Annotated in this window: 17 protein-coding genes and 1 tRNA gene; 7 read left to right on the top strand and 11 right to left on the bottom strand. The window is 67.9% G+C overall.

The features are described 5' to 3' along the window. Positions 1-50: 50 nt before the first annotated feature. Complete coding sequence (locus tag GH2_RS02330) at positions 51-1,607, top strand: class I adenylate-forming enzyme family protein (protein WP_066162544.1); 1,557 nt, start codon at positions 51-53, stop codon at positions 1,605-1,607. A 92-nt stretch (positions 1,608-1,699) separates the two neighbouring features. Here the strand turns inward: GH2_RS02330 and GH2_RS02325 are convergent, their stop codons facing one another. Next, a complete protein-coding gene (locus tag GH2_RS02325) occupies positions 1,700-2,305 on the bottom strand; it encodes an HdeD family acid-resistance protein (RefSeq protein ID WP_066162541.1) in 606 nt (201 codons plus the stop codon). 407 nt (positions 2,306-2,712) lie between these two features. Between GH2_RS02325 and GH2_RS02320 the strand changes: the two genes are divergently transcribed. Continuing rightward, positions 2,713-3,207 (top strand): FBP domain-containing protein, encoded by a 495-nt coding sequence (locus GH2_RS02320; protein WP_066162538.1) that lies wholly within the window; start codon positions 2,713-2,715, stop codon positions 3,205-3,207. A gap of 220 nt (positions 3,208-3,427) precedes the next feature. Here the strand turns inward: GH2_RS02320 and GH2_RS02315 are convergent, their stop codons facing one another. Together GH2_RS02315 and GH2_RS02310 are read right to left on the bottom strand one after the other, a co-directional pair. After that, positions 3,428-5,227, bottom strand: coding sequence for an AMP-binding protein (locus GH2_RS02315; RefSeq protein WP_066162535.1), 1,800 nt, complete (start codon positions 5,225-5,227; stop codon positions 3,428-3,430). A gap of 147 nt (positions 5,228-5,374) precedes the next feature. Continuing rightward, complete coding sequence (locus GH2_RS02310) at positions 5,375-6,514, bottom strand: FAD-dependent oxidoreductase (protein WP_239588662.1); 1,140 nt, start codon at positions 6,512-6,514, stop codon at positions 5,375-5,377. A 112-nt stretch (positions 6,515-6,626) separates the two neighbouring features. Between GH2_RS02310 and GH2_RS02305 the strand changes: the two genes are divergently transcribed. Together GH2_RS02305 and GH2_RS02300 are read left to right on the top strand one after the other, a co-directional pair. Next, entirely contained in the window at positions 6,627-7,220 is a 594-nt protein-coding gene (locus GH2_RS02305; protein ID WP_239588661.1) for a TetR/AcrR family transcriptional regulator, read from the top strand. After that, a complete protein-coding gene (locus GH2_RS02300) occupies positions 7,217-8,875 on the top strand; it encodes an MDR family MFS transporter (protein ID WP_084247246.1) in 1,659 nt (552 codons plus the stop codon). The genes GH2_RS02305 and GH2_RS02300 overlap by 4 nt, the downstream gene beginning before the upstream one ends. Positions 8,876-8,934: 59 nt before the next feature. Here the strand turns inward: GH2_RS02300 and GH2_RS02295 are convergent, their stop codons facing one another. The 4 genes from GH2_RS02295 to GH2_RS02280 form a co-directional block, all read right to left on the bottom strand. Continuing rightward, entirely contained in the window at positions 8,935-10,305 is a 1,371-nt protein-coding gene (locus GH2_RS02295; RefSeq protein WP_066162526.1) for an ABC transporter permease, read from the bottom strand. Next, complete coding sequence (locus GH2_RS02290) at positions 10,302-11,066, bottom strand: ABC transporter ATP-binding protein (RefSeq protein WP_066162523.1); 765 nt, start codon at positions 11,064-11,066, stop codon at positions 10,302-10,304. The genes GH2_RS02295 and GH2_RS02290 overlap by 4 nt, the downstream gene beginning before the upstream one ends. A 111-nt stretch (positions 11,067-11,177) precedes the next feature. Beyond that, the gene (locus tag GH2_RS02285) at positions 11,178-11,819 is read right to left on the bottom strand and encodes a response regulator transcription factor (protein ID WP_066162521.1); all 642 of its coding nucleotides are present in this window, start codon (positions 11,817-11,819) and stop codon (positions 11,178-11,180) included. Next, positions 11,816-13,009: a sensor histidine kinase gene (locus GH2_RS02280; protein WP_066162518.1), complete on the bottom strand. Its 1,194-nt coding sequence runs from the start codon at positions 13,007-13,009 to the stop codon at positions 11,816-11,818. The genes GH2_RS02285 and GH2_RS02280 overlap by 4 nt, the downstream gene beginning before the upstream one ends. 97 nt (positions 13,010-13,106) lie before the next feature. Here GH2_RS02280 and GH2_RS02275 point away from each other — a divergent pair, with 97 nt between their 5' ends. Together GH2_RS02275 and GH2_RS02270 are read left to right on the top strand one after the other, a co-directional pair. After that, positions 13,107-13,841 (top strand): hypothetical protein, encoded by a 735-nt coding sequence (locus GH2_RS02275; protein ID WP_244885291.1) that lies wholly within the window; start codon positions 13,107-13,109, stop codon positions 13,839-13,841. A gap of 83 nt (positions 13,842-13,924) precedes the next feature. Then, a tRNA-Ile gene (locus tag GH2_RS02270) sits at positions 13,925-13,998 on the top strand. 74 nt (positions 13,999-14,072) lie between these two features. Here GH2_RS02270 and GH2_RS02265 read toward each other — a convergent pair. The 3 genes from GH2_RS02265 to dnaG all read right to left on the bottom strand — a co-directional run bounded on the left by GH2_RS02265 (position 14,073) and on the right by dnaG (position 18,555). After that, the gene (locus GH2_RS02265) at positions 14,073-14,441 is read right to left on the bottom strand and encodes a putative endonuclease domain-containing protein (RefSeq protein ID WP_066162514.1); all 369 of its coding nucleotides are present in this window, start codon (positions 14,439-14,441) and stop codon (positions 14,073-14,075) included. Positions 14,442-14,520: 79 nt separating this feature from the next. After that, a complete protein-coding gene (locus GH2_RS02260; protein ID WP_066162510.1) occupies positions 14,521-16,515 on the bottom strand; it encodes an OPT family oligopeptide transporter in 1,995 nt (664 codons plus the stop codon). A gap of 138 nt (positions 16,516-16,653) precedes the next feature. Beyond that, positions 16,654-18,555, bottom strand: a complete 1,902-nt coding sequence (gene dnaG, locus GH2_RS02255; protein ID WP_066162508.1) for a DNA primase — start codon at positions 18,553-18,555, stop codon at positions 16,654-16,656. Positions 18,556-18,736: 181 nt separating this feature from the next. On the opposite strand from dnaG, the gene GH2_RS02250 reads away from it, so the two are divergent. Then, entirely contained in the window at positions 18,737-19,213 is a 477-nt protein-coding gene (locus tag GH2_RS02250) for a DUF4262 domain-containing protein (RefSeq protein ID WP_066162504.1), read from the top strand. Positions 19,214-19,951: 738 nt separating this feature from the next. On the opposite strand, the gene GH2_RS02245 is transcribed toward GH2_RS02250, so the two are convergent. Next, entirely contained in the window at positions 19,952-20,443 is a 492-nt protein-coding gene (locus GH2_RS02245) for a PPOX class F420-dependent oxidoreductase (protein ID WP_066162502.1), read from the bottom strand.

The raw sequence follows: 20,443 nt of genomic DNA, 5'->3' as shown, positions 1-20,443 counted from the left end.
CCTCCTCGGTGCGCGATGCTGGCCTCATCGACCGATGAGAGGGAGAGTCCATGCCGTCACCGTTGTCCGCCGTCGCGAACAAGACCCTCGGCGCCGTCCTCGCCGACCGTGCCGCGAGCGCACCGGACGCACCGTTCATTCACTTCGGCGGCGAGACCGTCACCTACGGTCAGATGCGTCAGCGCGCGCTGCGCGCGGCGACAGGTCTGCGCGCCGCAGGCATCGGGCGCGGTGACCGCGTCGCGATCGCCGCGACGAACAGCCCCGAATGGCTGGTCGCCTACTTCGCGACCGCGCAGATCGGCGCGATCCTGGTGACGCTCAACGTCATCTACCGCGAGCACGAGTTCGCCTACATGCTCGGTCAGTCCGAGGCCACGCTCCTTCTCTGCGACGAGACAGCCGGCGATTTCGAGTTCCGTCCGTTCCTCGCGGAGCTCGCTCCGCGCATCCCGAGCGTGCAGCGCACGGTGTTCTTCGGCGCCGACGGCGACGACGGTTGGGCGCGGATGGAAGCGAGCGAGCCCGACGCCGAACCCGAGGCCGCGACACCCGACGACCCCGCCGTCATTCTCTATACGTCCGGCACCACCGGCGAGCCGAAGGGCGCCACCCTCACGCATGCGAGCCTGCTCGCCTCCGCGGCCATGCAGGCGCAGCGATTCGGTCAGCGCGCCGACGACGTCCTTCTCGGTGCGCTGCCGTTCAATCACGTCGGTGGGCTCACCTGCGCCGTCGGTTCCAGCCTCGTGGTCGGCGGGGCCGTCGCCCTGCTCGCCCGCTTTCATCCCGATCTCGTCGTCGACGCCGCACAACGCGGATTGACCGTCTTCTGCGGCGTCCCCACCATGTATCGCATGCTGTTGGCGTCCGAGGCGTTCGCCGCCTGCGACCTGTCGACGGTACGACTGTGCGTGGTCGGCGGATCGAATCTCGAGCCGTCACTCGCCGAGCAGGTGACCGCCCGTTTCGGCGGCCCCCGACTGGCGAACCTGTACGGGTTGTCCGAGACCTCGGGCGCCTGCGTCATCTCTCCGGAGGGTGACTCGCTGGCGACGGTCGCCACCACCATCGGCACTCCGCTCGACGGCGTCGAAGGACGCGTCGTCTCTGACGACGGCGCACCGCTGCCGCCCGGTGAGCCCGGCGAACTGCAGGTCCGCGGCGCGTGCGTCGCCGCCGGATACTGGGAGAAGCCGACCGAGACGGCGGCGACGTTCGCCGACGACGGCTGGTTGTCGACCGGCGACGTCGCGACGATGAACGACGACGGCCACGTCAGCATCATCGCCCGCAAGAAGGAGATGTACGTGCGCGGCGGCTACAACGTCTACCCCGCCGAGGTGGAGAACGTCCTCGCCACCGACCCGACCGTCGCGATGTGTGCGGTGATCGGCATTCCGCACCGCACCTACGGCGAGACCGGTTACGCCTTCGTCGTGCCGGCGCCGCACGCGACCGTCAACGTCGAATCGCTTCTCGAAAAGTGCCGACGCTCGCTCGCCGCGTACAAGGTGCCCGACGCCGTCGAGATCGTCGATGCGCTCCCGATGACGCCGGCGGGCAAGATCCGAAAGGTGCTACTGACGCCTGCGCCTCAGAACTAGGACGTCAAACGCACCGAACCCGCACCGCCCGGCTTCGTGAGAAGCCGAGCCGTGCGGGTTCGGTCGATAGCGCGGGTCGAGATGAGCGGGGCTCAGACCGTCGCGTGCTCGGCGCCGACGGACTTGAGTTTCGAGCGCAGCGCGAACGCGTTGACGACCTCGACCACGCCCACGACCACCAGCATGATGCCGGAGACGACGGTCAGCGTCGCGATCGACGAGATGGGCCAGATGATGAGGATTCCGCCGCCGATGACCGTGACGATGCCGGTGAAGATGCCCCAACCGCGGCCAGGCAGTCCGCTGGTGGCGTCCATGAACACCGACAGTTCTGCGACGCCGCGGAAGATCCAGCCGATGCCCACCCAGATGGCCAGCAGGATCACTGCGGTCCCGAGGTTTCGGAAGGCGACGAAGGCCAGCATGATCGAGATGGCGCCGGAGACGAACGTCAGCAGTCGCCACCAGCCATGCGAGTGCTGTACCCCGAACGTCGACGCGATCTGGAAGATGCCGGAGAGCAGCAGGTAGACGCCGAACAGGATCGCGATGGTGAAGAGCGCGGCCCCCGGCATCAGCAGAACGATGATCCCGAGAATCACCGACGCGATACCGATGCCCAGCAAGCTCTGCCACGTGCGATGAGCGATCTCCTGCACCGCTTCCGGTGCACCGCTGAGCGGGTTGTTCACAGCCATGATCTGATCTGACCTTTCGTGACGGAGAGAGCGATCGGCCGGAACTCCAACGTTCTTGAAGCGGACGAATCGTTCAGGTAGGGGAAGAGTACCGCCCGCCGAGGCGGATCGCTGGGCAACGGAGCCCGAAACCCGGTGGCGGCCAACCGTAACCGAGCACACGCCGGGCTCACGCGGCGAAATCGGTTCGCGACGCGGTGCGGACGTGCGCTACCGTGGAGTCATCATGACCTCACGAATGCAGGAGACGCCGGGCGCTCACCGCGCCGTCGGCAGATGACCGCGCCCCGCAGCCGATCCCCACGGATCGGCTGCTCGTCGTCGCTCACGGCACGCTGCGCACACCGCGTACGGCCGCTCCCCTCTTGCGCAGAACTGTCTGCGCCCATTCGAGATTGGTCTTTGTCATGAACTCCCACACCCAACAGCAGATCCTCAATGCCTTCCGCGGCGCCACGCGCAGCGAGATCAAGAAGGTCACGTTCCCCCTCGACTTCGACGACGTCGACTTCGACCGTCGCGAGTTCTACGCGTGGCGCGACCGCAAGATGCCTCGCCGCGCCTACCTCGTGGTGGAGCACGACGGCGAGTTGGTGTCCCTCATCCTCAATCGCGCGGAGGCCAAGCCGTCTCGCCGGGCGATGTGCGCCTGGTGCCGCGACGTCGAACTCACCGAGGAGGCCGTGCTGTACACGGTGCGCCGCGGTGGCTCGAACGGTCGTCGTGGTGACACGCTTGGCGTCCTGATCTGCGCAGACTTGAACTGCTCAGCGAACGTCCGGAAACGACCGCCGGCCTTCCACAAGGGCACCGATCTCGCCGCGATTCGCCAGGAGCAGATCGCCGGCCTGAGTCAGCGCGTCAATACCTTCGTCGCCGAGGTCCTCTCCACCGAAGACTAGGTGCCCCACACGTTGGTCGACCGCCACCTCACACGTTGGTCAAGCACCCGCCCACGAACGGCGGCGCTCACCACACACGCTCGTCAAGCACCCGCCCACGAACGGCGGCGCTCGCCCCCATACGTTGGTCGAGTGCCGCCGGCGAGCGGAGCGAGTCGGCGGTGTATCGAGACCGCCGCGAGTGACCAGACCGCTCTGACGCGCACCCACCACCCGGAGTTCAGGCGCCAGCGTACGCCGACAACCGACACACGACGCGAGGGCCGGGTTCTGCGGCGCCGATCTCGGCGACGAGGTCGGTCCGCCGCGCCCGGACCCGGGCCTGATTGACGTAACCCTTGTCGGTCAGCTCGCCCGCGTCGAGCTGGGCCGGCTCGGTGAGGATCAGCAGTCGTTCCACCCGTTGCGACGACCCCGCGCCGACGGCGAGGGAGCCGAGCGCCTGCACCAGGTCGGCACGCAGGTCGTCGTCCGGGACGCCGTCGTGCTGTCGTGCCGCGTGGTCGGGGTGGAGCCAGATCAACGCCGTGACGGCGTCGGAATCGTGTCCACAGATCACCGCGTCACTCACCATCCCGCCGCACGCGGACAGGAGTTGCGGGCGCAGTGTCCCGACACTGACGAAGGTGCCGGTCGCCAGCTTGAAGTCCTCGGCGATGCGACCGTCGAAGCAGAGCCCGCGCCGCGGATCGTCGTCGTCGATCAACCGGCAGGCATCGCCGGTGCGCAAAAATCCGTCCTCGTCCAGTTTCTCGGCGAGCAGTTCCGGACGGCCGTAGAACCCCGGCGTGATGTTCGGGCCGCGGACCCGTAGTTCGAGCTTCTCGCCGACGGGCGCCAGCTTCGCGTCGACCCCGGGCAGCGGTACGCCTATGCTGCTGGCGCTCGACGTCGGAAAGTGGGTGGTGGTCGCCGCCGGGGCGGTCTCCGTCATCCCCCACGACGTCGTCATCTGCGCCCGGCCGCCGTACTGGTCGGCCAACGCCGCCAGCGCATCCCAGATCCCTTGCGGCAGCGCCGCTGCCGCATAGAACGCCAGCCGCAGGTCGGCGAAGAACCCCTTGGCCGCGTCGGGGTCGCGCTCCAGGATCGGCACCAGCGCCGCATACCCGGCAGGCACGTTGAAGTAGACGGTCGGCGAGACGTCGCGCAGGTTCGTGACGGTTCGGCCGATCATCGTCGGCGCGGGACGTCCGTCGTCGATCCAGAGGCTCCCACCGTTGGTCAGCACCATGTTCATGTTGTGGTTGCCGCCGAAGGTGTGACTCCACGGCAGCCAGTCGAGCAGAATCGGCGGCTCCTCATTCAGGAACGGCCACACCTGCCGCATCTGCTGCTGGTTCACCGCCATCATGCGGTGGGTGTTGAGGACGCCTTTGGGATTCCCTGTGGAGCCGGAGGTGAACATGATCTTGCCGACCGAATCCAGGGTCGGACGGGGCGGCAGCGGACCGTCCGCAACGCTGAAGGACTCGATCGTCGTCGCGCCGTCGAGGGCGATGGGCGTCGCCGACAGCACGGTGCGGCCTGCGGCCACCGCCTCGAGAGCTGCTCGATAATCCTCTGACTCCGCGAAGACCACACCGGGGTCCGCCTGCGCGACCAGCGATGTCAACTTCGCGTGATCATCGCTCTGGAGTGAGTACGCCACGCTGACCGGCACCACCGGCATCCCCACGGCGTACGCCGCCAGGGTGACGGTCATGTGCGCGATGCTGTTGTGCGACAGGACCATGATCGGCGCATCGGCTGCGCGACCGTCAGCAGCCCTCGCGCGGACCAGACCTCGTGCCAACGCCTCCACGCGCACCAGCATCGCGCCCCACGTGACGCGGTTCCAGTCGCCGTCGGCCGACTTCTCGGCGACCAGCACGCGGTCGGCGTGCGCCGCGGCGCCGGCACAGAAGTCGTCGTACACCGTGCGGGAACACTCCTCCAACGGTTCGACGGAGCGCACGACGATGGAGCCGTCGGGACTCACGGTCTTCTCGATCCGCGGGGCCGCGAAAGTGACTGTCATGGTTTCTCCCGATTGAGTGTGGTGCTCGACACACTCAATAGTTCTACACCAATATCTCGTCGATACATATCGATGTAGATAGTTGATCGTGGAGAAATGCGCTACAGCCCTACCTGGTCGGCACCGTGCGTGGCACCCGACGAGGTCTCACCCCATGGGCAGTCGGTCGGCCGCCGAACGCAGGTCCATCGTCGCAGCGGCGGCCGCCCGCGCCGCACGACGTCCCGCCCGCGTGGCGCCGAGCGTCGACGCGCTGCGCCCGTAACCGACCAGGAACAGGCCGGGCACGCGAACCACGCTCACGTCGTCGTCGGCCATCAAGACGCCGCCGGTCGGCTCCCGCACGCCGAGTCCGGTCAGGTGCCCGATCGACGCCCGGAACCCCGTCGCCCAGATGATCACGTCCACGGATTCGGTACTGCCGTCAGCGAATTCGACGCCGTCGCCGACAAGTCGGGCGATCGGTCCGCGTGAGGTCAGCAGGCCGCTGGCGATCGCGGGCAGGAGTTTCGGCGACCGCGGCAGCCCGGTCGCGGCGACAACACTCAGCGGTCGCAGACCGGCGCGCGTGCGCTGAGCGACGCTGTTCTCCACGGCCAGCCCCCACTCGGTGTCGAACGGGACGTCTCGCCACCGCGGCGGCGTCCTGGTGGACCAGATCGGCGTGGCGCCGGCGGCGTCGAGCAAGACGACGAACTCGACGGCCGAGATGCCGCCGCCGACCACCAGGACGCGCTGACCCGCGAAGTCGCCCGGCTCGGGGAAGTCGCGGGTGTGCAACTGCCTGCCGTCGAAGTGCCCCGGATACCAGGGCACGTAGGGACGATCCCAGGTGCCGGTCCCGCTGACGACGGCACCGGCGAGGTAGGTGCGGACCGCGCCGCTCGGGTGCTGGGCGCGCACGACGAAGCGGTCGTCGCCGTCACGCTCGACGGACATCACGCGCCACGGCCGACTCACCCGCAGGTCGCGGTCGCGTTCGTACTCCCCGTAGTAGCGCTTGACCACGTCGCGAGCAGGTTCGGCCGGATCGGCATCGACGAGGCGTGACCCCGGAAGGTTGTAGACGCCGTTCACCCAGTCGAAGGTCAGCGCGTCCCACCGATGACTCCACGCGCCGCCCGGGGTGGGATTGGCGTCGAGCACCTCGAAGTCCTCCCCCGCAACCAACCCCTCGTGTTGCAGGTAGTACGCGGTCGACAATCCTGCCTGACCGGCGCCGATGACGACGACTCGCCGCTCGATCACCGAGGTCTCGTCGTCTCGCGCCATCCCAAACGTGTCCATGCCTCGACCAACCAACCAGCGCTCGCCGTTGTTCCTGCAGTGTCTGGTGCGACACACTTGCGTGCATGCAACCTTGCACTCGTGCAATACTGCACTAGTGCAAACAAAGGAATTGGGTCTTCGAGAACGCCAGCGACTCCAGACGCTGCGGACGCTGCGCGCCGCAGCCGTCGACCTCGTCCGCGAACAGGGATTGACCGAGACGACGATCGCCGAGATCGCCGATCGCGCAGGCGTCTCCCGACGCACCTTCTTCAACTACTACGCATGCAAAGAAGACGCCGTGCTCGGCGCGGGCGCACCGACGGTGCCCGCCGGGCCGCTCGACGAATTCCTCCAGACCCCGACGGGTCCGGAGCGTCTCGATCGCGCGATCGCCCTCCTGCTCGCCGTCGCCGCAAGCATCCGGCAGGCCGGAGCGCGGCACGTCGACCATGCACGGCTCGTCGAGGAGTATCCGCAGCTCACTGACCGGATGCGCCAGCACGGGCTGGCCGCCCAAGAGAGTCTCGATCACGCGCTCACCGAGCAGCTCGCCGACGCACCGCCCGACGATCTGGACACCGCTCGCGCACAGATTCAGATGGCGGGTGCGGTCCTGCACTTCGCCTACAAGTCGGACCCCGACGTCTTCGACAACCCCGCTTCACCAGCCCTGGCCAAGGCCCTCGAGGTCTTCCGCCGAACCATCAAGGAACTCGCATGACCACAACCACCGCCGAGCCCTCCGGCGATACCGCGCAAGGCACCGATCGCCGATCAGTGACCCTGCTGTTCATCGGTCTGATGATCACGATGCTGCTCGCGTCGCTGAATCAGACCGTCCTGTCCACCGCGCTGCCGACCATCGTCGGTGAACTCCACGGCGTCGACCAGATGACCTGGGTCATCACCGCCTACATCTTGGCGAGCACCATCGTGATGCCCGTCTACGGCAAGATCAGCGACCTGCTGGGACGCAAGCCCGTCCTGCTGTCGGCGATCGCCATCTTCCTCGCAGGCTCCGTGGTCGGCGCCCTCGCAGGCAACATCTCCTGGCTGATCTTCGGCCGGGTGCTCCAGGGCCTGGGCGGCGGCGGACTGATGATCCTCTCGCAGGCGGCCATCGCCGATGTGGTCCCCGCCCGCGAACGCGGTCGCTACATGGGCTTCATGGGCGCAGTCTTCGCCGTCTCGTCAGTCGCCGGACCGCTGCTCGGCGGCTGGCTCACCGAAGGTCCCGGCTGGCGCTGGGCGTTCTGGGGCAATCTGCCGCTGGGTGCGCTCGCCATCGCTGCGACCATCGCCTTCCTCAAGCTCCCGAAGGTGGAGCAGACGATCAAGCCGCGGATGGACTACCTCGGCATGGCGCTGATCGCCGGCGCGACCACCGCACTGGTCCTGGTCTGCACCTGGGGCGGACACACCTACCCGTGGCTCAGCTCGCAGATCATCACACTCGGCGTCGCCGCCGTCGTGCTGGCCATCGCATTCGTCGCCGTCGAGAAGCGCGCCGAGAACCCGATCATGCCGATGGGCTTGTTCGCCGACCGCAACTTCAACCTCACCACCGTCGCCAACCTGATGATCGGTGTCGCGATGTTCGGCGCCCTCGGCTACATGCCGACCTACATCCAGATGGTCACCGGCGTCAGCGCGACGGTCGCAGGCCTGCTGATGATCCCGATGATGGGTGGTCTGCTCATCACCTCGATCGTGTCCGGCCAAGCCGTGTCGCGGACCGGCCGGTACAAGATCTTCCCGATCGTCGGATCGTTCGTCATGGGTCTGGGTCTGGTCTTCATCGCGACGATGCACATCACCACGCCCACCTGGCTCATGTGCGTGTACCTCGCGGTGTTCGGCGTCGGCATCGGTCTGTCGATGCAGATCCTCACGCTGATCGTGCAGAACTCGTTCCCGACCAGCATGGTCGGCACCGCGACCGCCGCGAACAACTACTTCCGCCAGGTCGGCGCGACGCTGGGCTCCGCGATCGTCGGATCGATCTTCGCCTCGCGTCTGGCGACGCTGCTGACCGAACGCTTGGGCGGCTCCGGTGCGGGTGATGCCAGCGGTCGTAACGGGCTCACCCCGGCCGCAGTGAACGCACTGCCCGACGCCATCCGGATCCCGGTCATCGAGTCGTACAACGAAGCACTGCTGCCGATCTTCCTGTTCTTCGTTCCCCTCGCCGCGATCGCCCTCGTCGTGCTGCTGTTCGTCAAGGAGAAGCCGCTCGCGACGACCGTCGACACACCGCCCGTCGCGGCCGCCGAGGCAGTCGCGCTGCCGACCGCGGAGGTCGCACTCGACGAGCCGGCGACCTCGACCCCGGACCGTCGTGAACCGGTGGGTGCAGGCGGTACCCGCACCCGCTGACCCACAAGAGACGCGCACTGTCCTCGGGAGATCCCGGGGACAGTGCGCGTTTTCGCGTGTCAGACGACGGCGAGTGCGTCGACCGGCGCCACCGACACTGCGCGACGGCTCGGCGGCAACGACGCGACGGCGACCAGTGCGACGGTGCCTGCGACGATCGCGGCGAGCGCACCGAGCGGCAGACCGATCGGGAACCCCGGGGTCAGCGCGCCGATCAGGGACTGACTGCCGACGGCGCCGAACACCATGCCGAGCGCCAGGCCTGCGAGCATCGCCGTGCCCGACAACGCGATCGACTCGAGCGTGATGGTCTGTCGAACCTGCTTGGCCGTGAAGCCCATCGCCCGCAGCATCCCGATCTCTCGCGTCCGCCCGATCACCGTCAGTGACATCGTCGAGACGAAGCCGACGGCGGCGATGATCACCGAGATCACGATCAGCCCCACCAGCACCCAGGTCATCATCGTCATGGTCTCCCGGTTCCGATCGAGTTCTTCTGCGGTCATGTCCCAGCGCTCGATCGACTCCCGCAGCGAGGTCATGCCTGCGATGACGGTGACGATGAGAGTGACGCCGATGAACAGCCCGATGGTCGACCGAGTGGTGCGCGCCTTGTCGGCCACCGCGTTCTTGCGGGCCAGGATGGCTGCCGGGCTGCTGCCGAGCAATCGTCCCAGGCCGGCGACCAGAGCCGGAACCACGGTCTGCGCGCCGAGCAGCAGACCCACCGACGTGATCGCGGTGCCGAAGAAGGCGACGAAGAAGCCGTCCGTCTTGCCGTGCTCGCCGAGGTAGACCGCGCCGGCCAGGAGTACTGCGCCGAAGCCGACGAGTCCGACCGCGACGAGGTTCCTCAGCCACCGGTACCCGTTGGTGGAACGCCCCACCGCGGTGCCCGCCAGCGTGCGCCGCGAGCCGATCACCGTCGCCACGACTGCCACGCCGATGACCGTTCCGGCAGCGAACAAGGTGGTCGGCGGAAGGTAGCTGTACCGGATGTCCGGCAGCAGTCCGCGTCGCACCATCACCAGCCGTGCGAGGTCGGCGACGGCGACGCCGCCGACCAGACCCACCAGTGCACCGAGCGCCGCGACCTTGGCGACGCCTTGCGTCAGGCTGGACCGCAGCTGCTTGGCGCTCGCCCCGATCAGCCGCAGCAGTTCCAACTGACGCTGGCGGCCGGCGATCACCGTGTCGACGCCGTTGCTGATGACCAGTGCGGCCACGAACAGGGCGATCATGATGAAGACCGACGACACGATGTCCAACAGCACGCCGATGCCGCCGTCGGACTGCTCGCCGGCACGGCCGAGGAAGTCGCTCGCGGTCAGGATGATGCCCGCGTACCCCGCGGACAGTCCGCAGACCACGCCCACCGTCGACAGCTCACGCAGCGATCCGGCGGTCAGCCGGTAGTCGTTGGCCCTCATGCCGCCACCCCCTGCAGGTTGATGAGGAGGTCGGAGATCTGGCGCGGATCCAGTCCGCGGTACTCCCCGACGATCCGTCCGTCGGCCAGCACTAGGATGCGGTCGGCGTACGACGCGGCGACCGGGTCGTGCGTGACCATCGCGATGCCCTGTCCGTACTCGCGGGCCGCGGTGGTGAGCAGTGCCAGGACCTCGCGGCTGGTGCGGGTGTCGAGCGCGCCGGTCGGCTCGTCGGCCAGGATGATGGTCGGCTTGCCCGCGAGGGCACGGACGATGGCGACGCGCTGCTGCTGGCCGCCGGAGAGTTGCGCGGGCAGGTGGTCGAGCCGGTCGCGCAGGCCGAGCGAACCGACCAGATGCGCGATCCACGCTTGTTGCGCGGCGTCGGGTTCGCGTCCGGCGAGGACGAATGGCAGGCGGATGTTCTCGTCGGCGGTCAGCGTCGGGATGAGGTTGAAGGACTGGAAGACGAACCCGATGCTGGTGCGTCGGAGAATGGTCCGCGCGGTGTCGTTGAGGCCGACGATCGGGTTGTTGCCGAGCCAGATCTGGCCCGAGCTGGCTTCGTCGAGGCCGGCCATGACGTTCATCAGGGTCGACTTGCCGGAGCCCGACGGTCCCATGATGGCGGTGAACTCGCGGCGTCGGATGTCGACCGACACGTCGCGCAGCGCGTGGACCGGATTGGCGGGGTCGCCGTACGTCCGTGAGACGTGGCGCATGACGACGGCGGGTCTGGTGGTGGGATCAGTTGCGTTCATGGCATTAACGATATGGCTCTGACCTGGCCTTTCGCGTCCACCCGGAGGCGGAAAACCGGTACATCGAGCGGAGGGTCTCGGCGTCATCCTCGGGATGTACGCGGGGGTGGTTCACACCAGTCCGTGCTCGTACGCGTAGACCACCAGCTGCACGCGGTCGCGCAGTGAGAGCTTCGCGAGGATCCGCGAGATGTGTGTCTTCACCGTGGCTTCCGAGAGGAATTCGGTATCCGCGATCTCCGCGTTCGAGAGTCCCGTCGCGGCGCGCAGCAGGATCTCGCGTTCGCGCGCGGTCAACGTCTGGAACTCGGGGCCCGGGTCGGTGCCGCGGGAGCCGTGGCGCTCGAACAACTGCCGGGTCGCCGACGCCGCGACCACCTGGCTGCCGTCGGCGACGGCCCGCACCGAAGCCAGCAGGAAGTCGGGCTGGGCGTCTTTGAGCACGAAGCCGCTGGCACCCGCTTCGATGGCGCGCGCCGCCGCCTCGTCGACGTCGAAGGTGGTCAACACCAACACTTTCGGTGCGGAGGCACCGAACTCGGCGAGCAGCTGACCGGTCGCGGTGATCCCGTCGATCCCGGGCATCCGCACGTCCATGAGGATCAGATCGGGCGCGGCGTCGCGCACCATCTGTGCCAGGCTCAAGGCCGACGACTCCTGGGCCACCACGTCGATGTCGGGCTGGCTCGACAAGATCATCGCGATCCCGCCTCGGAAGAGCGGCTGATCGTCGACCAGGGCAACGCGAATCATGACAGTCCTTTCGGGCGGGCCGGGATCACCAGCTCGACGAGCCACCCGCCGTCCGTCGCCGCGCTGGTCAGCGTACCGCCGGCCAGTTCGGCGCGTTCGACCATGCCGCGGATGCCGTGACCGGCTCCGCCCGGCGCCAGCGGCGCGTCGGACAGCGCATTGCCGATCGTCAGGCGACAGCCGTCGGTCCACTCCTGCCGCACGTTCACCGGCTGCTCCAGATCGCCGTACTTCAACGCATTCGTCAGGGACTCGGTGAGGATGGCGAACGCGACGCGGACGCTCAGCGGCGACGCCGCGTCCTCGTCGCCGATCTCGCTGGACTGCAGCATCATGCCCGCTGCACGCATCCGCGCGAACAACTGCTCGCGGTCGGTTCGCGCATGATCCGCGGTCGACTCCGCGCTTCGCAGCTCCTCCAGCACGCCGCGGACGTCGGCGAGGGCCTGCCGCGCGGTGTCGGCGATGACGCCGAGCGCGTCCTTGGCGGCGTCCGGGCTGGTGTCGAGAACAAACCGGGCGCCTTCCGCCTGGGCCACGACCACGGCGAGCGAATGTGCCACCACGTCGTGCATGTCGCGCGCGAGAGCCGAACGTTCGGCCTGCTCGTCGTACAGATCCAGCAGACGACGGCGTTCCAATTGCGCGATCTGCTCGGCGACGCGCGCCCGTTCCACGCTCCGCCGCTGGTAGCGGACGTATCCGAACGTCCAACTGCCGATCAGCAGGACGACGATCCCGACGAAGGTGACGACGTATGCCGACAGCGTCGACTCGTCGGTTCCGCCCAGCCCCGGAGCGCGGGGATAGACCCACGCCGCGACGCCCGACCCGACGGTGCCGACCGCCAGCGACGCCATCCGCACCCGCGCCGACGGATGATGCCCCGCTGTGTAGTAGAGGACCGAGTACAGCAGGCAGGCGGCGGGCGCGATGTCATACGTGACGACCTGGATCACTGCCGAGCCGAGTGCCAGCGCCATCATCAGCGACGGCGCCGAGCGTCGGATCATCAGCGCGACGCCGACCATCACGCTCACGATCGCGGCGGTGAGACCCGTCCCCGACGCGATCGCGACGAGCATCACGGTCAGCACCAGACCGACCGCGGCGTCGCCGATCGCCGACCGTCGCGTCAGGGACGGGAAGGCGAGCGGATCCCGAAGTCGGTGCCCGGCGATCATGACCATTCCTCTACCGTCCCATGGATTTCCCGCACTGTGAGCAGCGCGTCATTACGGTCCCGACCCTTCTGAACGCACCATCACACGTTGTACCGTCCTTGCTGTGACATCGCTAGCAGATCGGGGCCGCCGCGGCGTGGCCGAAGTGGCTCACCAGTCCTCAGCCCTGGTGAGCCGGGCGACCGGGGCCGCCGTCGACGTCATCGCAGCACCCGGTGCCCGCGTCCTCGCCGTCACGCGCGATCTCAGGAATCCGGTGCAGGCGCACGCCGCACCCGTCCCGGTCGACGGCGTCGAGGCCGCGAACCGACTGCTCCGCCAACTCGGCATCACCACATTCACCCCCACCGTCGGTCTCTCGACCGACCTCACGTTCCCGGTCGCCGTCGGCGGCGCCGTCGCAGGCCCGTACACGCCGGGCATCGGAAATCTGACGATAGCGAACGTCAGCGTCAATGCGGTCCGCGGTGGCGAAATCCTCTACGGCTTCCTGCCCGTCGGAGTGTTCGCCGATTTCGGCGACAAGTCCGGCGTCCACGTCGCGTGGTTCAACGCGACCACGCTCCAGGGCGGGCTCGGCGCTCCTCTGGCCGGTCTCACCGACACCGTGATCGAGGCGGTGTCACGCCGAGTGCAGGCTGCGCCCATCCCCACCTCGATGTACTCGGTGGCGGTCACGCGCCTCAAACGCGCCCTGCGGGTGGTCCCGTCGAACGGCATCCGCGGCGGACTCGTCGACACCGGCGGCGGCGTCGTGTTCTGCGCAGTGTACGGAACGGTCAAGCGCGGCAAGACGAACTACTACTTCCTCCCGTCGATCGGCGTGACGCGAGCCTGACCCGCACGTCCGGTCACCGGATCCCCTGCGAGCGGCCGCGATCCCGACAGGTAAAGTCGTTCTTCGGACCGACGCCGGTTCGCGGGGCGATAGCTCAGTCGGTTAGAGCCGCTGACTCATAATCAGCTGGTCGCGGGTTCGAGCCCCGCTCGCCCCACCGCATCTTCCACCGCCGATTGTGACCCGCTCCGGGTAACGATCGGCGGTGGAAGCGTTTTGGCACCGCTGCTGTCACGCAAACCCGCCGTGACAGTCCGGGCCGCACGGTGTCGTCGTGCCGGGCCACCCGTGATTGTTGAGTTCCCGACCGACCTTGCCCGCGGTTCGGCAGGCGCGCTCGACCGTCTGTCCCCACCCCTGCCGCAGGGTTCGCTTGGACGCGAACACGGCGGCGTCGAGGTCGCGTTCCATGTCGGCGTCTTGCGCGGCCGGCCCGTCGTGATAGAGCCGCCCGTCCAGTTCGACGATCACATCCCACTTCGGGTCCTCCACATCACGAAATCCGTGGCGCCCGACCGCGGTGCCCGACTGCCGGATCGACGTGGGCAGCCCAGGCGATTCTGTCGCCGACCGCCACGCGATGGCAGCCGTTTCGGCCACCTGTGAACGACGCGAGAATTCATCCACCGCCGTGCGTTACCCGTTGCGGGTAACGCACGGCGGTGGTACGTCCCTGGCTCTACTTCTTCAGTTCGACGCCGGGGCTCTTCTCCGCGGCGAAAGACTTCACGTAGCGGTAGAGGCCGGTCACGAAGATGACGAACACGACGACGCCGATGAGCTGCATCCAGTTCCCGAGGCCGTCGCCGACGATCGCGAGCGGCGAATCACTGCCGCTTGCGCCGACGATGCCCGCGTACACCACGCCCCAGAGGCTCTCGCCGACGATCAAGCCGGTGGCGAGCAGGACGCCGAGACGTTTCTTGCGTTCGCCGTCGACCGGGTCCTGGGCCGCCCACTTGTCGTAGGCCAGGCCGAGGAGGGCGCCGATCGGAATGATCAGCGTCAACGACATCGGCAGATACATGCCCATGCCGACCGCGAGCGGCGGCAGTTTCAACGACGACGTCGTCCGCTTCAGCACCTCGTCGACGACGATCACCCCGGCGCCGATGGCGGCGCCGAGTCCGACGAGCGCCCAGTCGAGATCGCCGCCGAACACGCCTTCCGCGAGGGTCGAGAGCAGCGCGGCCTGCGGTGCGGCGAGCGGGTTGTCCGACGCGCCCGGCGCCCCGGCGAAGCCGAAGGCATTCTGCATCAGATCGAGGATCGGCGGAATCACAACCGAGCCGAAGAGCACACCGATCACCAGCGCGACCTGCTGCTTCCACGGGGTGGCACCGACCAGCTGGCCGGTCTTCAGGTCCTGCAGGTTGTCGTTCGAGATGGTGGCGACGCCGAAGACGACCGCGGCCGTGAACAGCGTGTACGCGATCAACGCGTCGGTCTGATCCGGGGTGTCGCCCGAGCCGTGGGTGACCTTGATGAGCAGCGCCGCGAACAGCACCACCAGCACGCCGACGCCGGAGATCGGGCTGTTCGACGACCCGATCAGACCGGCCATGTACCCGCACACCGCGGCGACGACCAGACCGATCACGAACACGAAGACCACGCTGAGGATCAGGATGCCGGTGGCACTGTCGACGAGCGCGGTGCCGTTGAGGAAGTCCCACAGCAGCCAGGCGACGGGGATCATCGCCACGACAATCGTCAGACCGACGTACTGGATCGGGATGTCACGTTCGGTGAGATCCACCTCCTGACCGGATTTGCGTGCCCGCGCGCTGACGGCGGCTTGCATGATGCCCCGCAGGATCGGGCCGATCACGGTCAGCAGCGTCCAGACCGCGGCGACGGCGATCGCGCCCGCGCCGACCATGCGCACGTCGGCGGAGAAGACGCTCTGCACCGCGTCGAGCAGATCGTGCGACAGGTCCGTGCCCGCAGACCGGACCGGCAGGATGATGAAGAACGAGATCACCAGGCCGACGATCATCGCGATGCCGACACCGATCCCGACCAGGTGGCCCACGCCGATCAACGCCAGCGACAGGCTGGCGCCCATCATGGTGGCGCCCGGTCCCACCCGGAATGCGACGGCGACCTCGGTGGAGACAAGCTTCAACGATCCGAGGATGGCGAACAGCGCCGAACCGATCGAACCGACGACGATGGCGCGCATGCCGCCGCGGTTCGCGTCCGCAGCGCCCGGCTCCTGACCCGATGTGTCGCCGACCTTGAGGACCTCGGCCGCCGCAACGCCTTCGGGATACGGGAGGTCGGACCCGGTGACCAGGGCGCGGCGCAACGGAATCGAGTACATGACGCCGAGGATGCCGCCGACGGCGCACACCGCGACCGTCTCCCAATACGGGAAGCCGGTCCACCAGCCGATCATGATGAGGCCGGGCAGCACGAAGATGATCGCCGAGAGGGTGCCCGCCGCCGACGCGATGGTCTGGACGATGTTGTTCTCCACGATCGAGTGATCACGGAAGTAGCGCAGCACCGACATCGAGATGACGGCGGCCGGGATCGCCGTCGCGAACGTCAGACCGACTTTGAGACCGAGGTATACGTTGGCCGCCGTGAAGACCAATGTGATGAGTCCGCCGAGGATCACGCTGCGGAGCGTCAACTCCCTGATCGGGTTCTTCACCGATTCGGACATGTGGTTCCTCCCGAGCATCCGTCACATCGACCAGCAGAACGTCACCTTACGACGCGCTCGCCGGGCCCCGTCGGTCAACCCGCGCCAATGCCCGTTTCGATTCGGTGACAAAGAGTCTCGCCCCGACGCCGACCACGCTCAGACGGCGTCGAAGGCCTGTTCCAGCAGGCTGCGTCGGTACGCTTCGAGCGCAACCAGATCGCCGAACAGCGCGTTGTACCCGTCGGGGTCGTTGCCCGGCGACATGCGCCGCAGCCGGGACTTGATGTCGGCGATCTGCGAACCGACCCAGATCTCCTGCGACCGCGCCAGCACGCTGGAGATGTACTGCGGAATACGATCGTCCTCCACCGGAATCGGCTCGACGGCCAACTCGGTGACGAGAGGCGCGACCGTCGGATCGTCGATCAGCGCATGATGCACCGCGTCCACCCACGACGCACCGCCGAGACCACTCGCCGCTCCCCCGGCTTCGGCGATCGCCGAACGGATCTTGAGGTACGACGGGTCGGTGAAGCACTCGCCGGGCAGCGAGTCGAAGACGGTGCCTGCGATCGCCGGATACTGCAGCGCCGCCTTGAGCGCCTCGCGTTGCGGCCACAGGCGCGGATCGTTCGGCAGCGGCCGCGCGGTCGGCGGCGGCGACATCGCCTCGGGCCGTGTCCGCGAGTCCTGCTGCCGCGACGATCCGCCGCGACGACGTCCACCGTGACGTTTGGCGTCACCGCGGACTCGGGACAGGACCTGCGCGACGTCGTCCCAGCCCACCCAGCCGGCCAGCTGTCGTGCGTACTCGTCGCGCAGCGCGACGTCGCGGATCCGCGCGACCACCGGAACCGTGTCGCGCAGCGCCGCGACCCGGCCCTCCGCAGTGTCCAGGTCGTGCCCGCCGATGAGCGTTTTGATCGCGAACTGGAACATCGGGATCCGGCGGGCGATGAGATCGCGCACTGCGGGGTCGCCCGACTTCTGCCGCAGTTCGCAGGGATCCATGCCGTCGGGCGCCACGGAGACGAAGGTCTGCCCGGCGATCGACTGCTCGCCGTCGAACGCCTTCATCGCCGCGGCCTGACCGGCGGCGTCGCCGTCGAAGGTGTAGATCACCTCGCCGCGGAAGTACGAGTCGTCCATCATCAGCCGGCGGATCAGCGCCAGGTGGTCCTCACCGAACGCCGTGCCACACGAGGCGACGGCGGTGGTCACCCCGGCCAGATGCATCGCCATCACGTCGGTGTAGCCCTCGACGATCACCACCTGGTGGCCCTTGGCGATGTTGCGTTTGGCCAGGTCCAGCCCGAATAGCACCTGCGACTTCTTGTAGAGCATCGTCTCGGGCGTGTTCATGTACTTGCCGAGGTTGTCGTCGTCGAAGAGCTTGCGCGCACCGAAGCCGATGACGTCGCCCGCCAGGTTGCGGATGGGCCAGAGGAGGCGACGGTGGAACCGGTCGATCGGGCCGCGCTGTCCCTGCTTCGACAGCCCGGCGGCCTCGAGCTCGGAGAACTGGAAGCCCTGCTTCAGCAGCGCCTTGGTCATCGTGTCCCAGCCGGCGGGCGCATATCCGCAGCCGAAGTGGGCGGCGGCATTGCCGTCGAAGCCGCGTTCGGTGAGGAAATCGCGCGCCACCTGCGCCTCGGGCGACTGCAGGCGTTCGGCGTAGAACTGCTGGGCGGCCGCATTGGCGGCGACCAGACGCGCGCGAGTGCCGCGGTCGCGTTTGATCGCGGTGCCGCCGCCCTCGTAATTGATCGTATAGCCGATCGCGTCGGCGAGCTGCTCGACGGCCTCGACGAAGCTGATGTGCTCCTGCTTCTGCAGGAAGGTGTAGACGTCGCCGCCCTCCCCGCACCCGAAGCAGTGGAAGTGGCCGTGATGCGGGCGGACGTGGAACGACGGGGTCTTCTCGTCGTGGAACGGACACAGGCCCGTCAAGCGGTCGGCTCCGGCCCGACGCAGCGTGACATAGTCGCCGACGATGTCTTCGATGCGCGTCTGCTCGCGGATGGCAGCGATGTCGCGATCGGGGATTCGGCCTGGCACGCAGCCAGTCTAGTGGTCCTGACAAATCGGCGTCGTCGACCATCCACAGCCCGGGCGGCCGCGTGTCGCCGACACCGAACTGTCGGAGCCCCGACGTACAGTGATCTCACCAATCGAACATACGAGCGAATCGCTACCGCACCCGGTCGGCGAGACGGTCGGAAGACGTTGAGGAGGAGTCATGTGCGAGTTCGATCCCGAGTGCGACGGCGCCGACGATCTGATCGGCGACGCGCTCGCCCAGATCACCGACGGCCGGTGGGCGGTCACCGGCGTGCTGGGCGACGCGGCGCATCCGCCGATCGCGTACACCAGTGGGCTCACCGAGCACGGCCGACCGGAGTTGGTGATGACCGGCCTGCCGCCGCGCCTGGCGGGCCTCCTGCTGGACTACGCCGCCCAGGCGGTGGTCGGCGATCCGACGTTCGGCGCCGGTTCCAGCGTTCCGGCGCGTCTACGACGTCCGGTGTCGCTGCACGCGATCGACGTGATCGATGCCGATCCCCTGCGCCTCACCAGGGTTCTGTACGGTCTCCGATTCAATGCCGTGCAGTTGGTGTGGCCGGACGATGAGGGCCGCTACCCGTGGGAACCGCGGTACGCCATCCCCGCACAGGTGCAGCCTCTGCTCGGCGTCCCTGCTGTGGAGGCTGCTTAGGCGATTGATTTCCGATGACGGTCGTCCCCACGCTGGTCGAGTGCTGCCCGCGAGCGGAGCGAGCACGCAGTTATCGAGACTGGCGTGCGCTGGAATCACCGGGCCTTCCGCCGCCATCGTGTGGTGATCTCGGCACCGCTCCGACGAGTTGAGCCGCAGCCGCCTCCATGTTGGGAAGCGGTTGTCGTCGGCGAGAACGCACTGCGAACCACACCACTCTCAGGCCAACCCGGGAGTGACCGCAACCAGGCTCGCCGTCACGCACCACTTCCCATCGAGCCGCACCACTTGTGGTTCTCGCACTTCGTCGCGACCAAGTGCGGGAACCACAAGTGGTGCGACTGGCCGCGAAGTGGTGCGGTCACGAGAGCGTCAGAGAAAACGAACTGACGCAGAGTCACGCGAGGCTTGTGTTCGATCTGATATCGCCGCCGCGCGCCGCCTACTGTCACATGGTGCTGAGAACTGCTTGCTCAGCCCCCTCCGGCGGCAATGTTCCGTCGGAAACTCCTGAGCGGGCAGATCTCAGGTGGGATCAGTCGGACGCGGCCTCGCCGACGACCCACCGCCTCCCGCCTCCCGCCTCAGAGACAGCGACTCACGATCCGTCGGAGCACGGCCGAGATCACCACCTGATGGCAGCGGAAGGCCCGCAATTCCAGCGGAACTCACGACGGTCTCGATAACTGCGTGCTCGCTCCGCTCGCAGGCAGCACTCGACCAACGTGGGGCGGCGGGCTACGCGGTGCCCTCGGCGGCGTCGAGGCGGTCGGCGACGTCCTGAGGGAAGCCGCCGGTCGCGATCGGCCCCCAGCGGGTCGGGGTGATGCGGATCAACGACTTGTTCTGCAGGCGCATCGCGGCGCGGTACTCCTCCCAGTCGGAGTGCTCACCGGCGATGCTGCGGAAATAGTCGACGAGTCCGTCCTCGGCATCGGGCATGTCGAGGACCTCGGCGTCGCCGTCGACCTGCACCCAGGCGCCGCCGAAGCTCTCCGACAGCACGCAGACGCTGACGCTCGGCCGCCGTCGGGCGTTCACGGCCTTCGCACGGTCGGGGTACGTGGCGATGACGATGCGTCCCTGCTCGTCGACGCCCGCCGTGGCAGGCGACATCTGCGGTGAGCCGTCGCCGCGCGTGGTCAGCAGGATGAGTTGATGACGTGTACGGACGAAGTCGAGGAGTTCGTCGCGGTCGACACGGGCAGAAGTAGCAACGGTGCGAGCCAT

This window comes from Gordonia hydrophobica NBRC 16057 (assembly GCF_001592365.1).
Lineage (GTDB): Bacteria > Actinomycetota > Actinomycetes > Mycobacteriales > Mycobacteriaceae > Gordonia > Gordonia hydrophobica.
Note: the sequence above shows the minus strand (reverse complement) of the source record. Positions and strands in the feature narration are given on the sequence as shown.

Bases quoted from the DNA above. Each gene is read 5' to 3' on its own strand.
- GH2_RS02280 (WP_066162518.1), bottom strand. From the start codon at position 13,009: ATGGTCATGATCGCCGGGCACCGACTTCGGGATCCGCTCGCCTTCCCG.
- GH2_RS02260 (WP_066162510.1), bottom strand. From the start codon at position 16,515: ATGTCCGAATCGGTGAAGAACCCGATCAGGGAGTTGACGCTCCGCAGC.
- GH2_RS02325 (WP_066162541.1), bottom strand. From the start codon at position 2,305: ATGGCTGTGAACAACCCGCTCAGCGGTGCACCGGAAGCGGTGCAGGAG.
- GH2_RS02320 (WP_066162538.1), top strand. From the start codon at position 2,713: ATGAACTCCCACACCCAACAGCAGATCCTCAATGCCTTCCGCGGCGCC.
- GH2_RS02330 (WP_066162544.1), top strand. From the start codon at position 51: ATGCCGTCACCGTTGTCCGCCGTCGCGAACAAGACCCTCGGCGCCGTC.
- GH2_RS02310 (WP_239588662.1), bottom strand. From the start codon at position 6,514: ATGGACACGTTTGGGATGGCGCGAGACGACGAGACCTCGGTGATCGAG.
- GH2_RS02315 (WP_066162535.1), bottom strand. From the start codon at position 5,227: ATGACAGTCACTTTCGCGGCCCCGCGGATCGAGAAGACCGTGAGTCCC.
- GH2_RS02300 (WP_084247246.1), top strand. From the start codon at position 7,217: ATGACCACAACCACCGCCGAGCCCTCCGGCGATACCGCGCAAGGCACC.
- GH2_RS02245 (WP_066162502.1), bottom strand. From the start codon at position 20,443: ATGGCTCGCACCGTTGCTACTTCTGCCCGTGTCGACCGCGACGAACTC.
- GH2_RS02250 (WP_066162504.1), top strand. From the start codon at position 18,737: ATGTGCGAGTTCGATCCCGAGTGCGACGGCGCCGACGATCTGATCGGC.
- GH2_RS02290 (WP_066162523.1), bottom strand. From the start codon at position 11,066: ATGAACGCAACTGATCCCACCACCAGACCCGCCGTCGTCATGCGCCAC.
- GH2_RS02285 (WP_066162521.1), bottom strand. From the start codon at position 11,819: ATGATTCGCGTTGCCCTGGTCGACGATCAGCCGCTCTTCCGAGGCGGG.
- GH2_RS02295 (WP_066162526.1), bottom strand. From the start codon at position 10,305: ATGAGGGCCAACGACTACCGGCTGACCGCCGGATCGCTGCGTGAGCTG.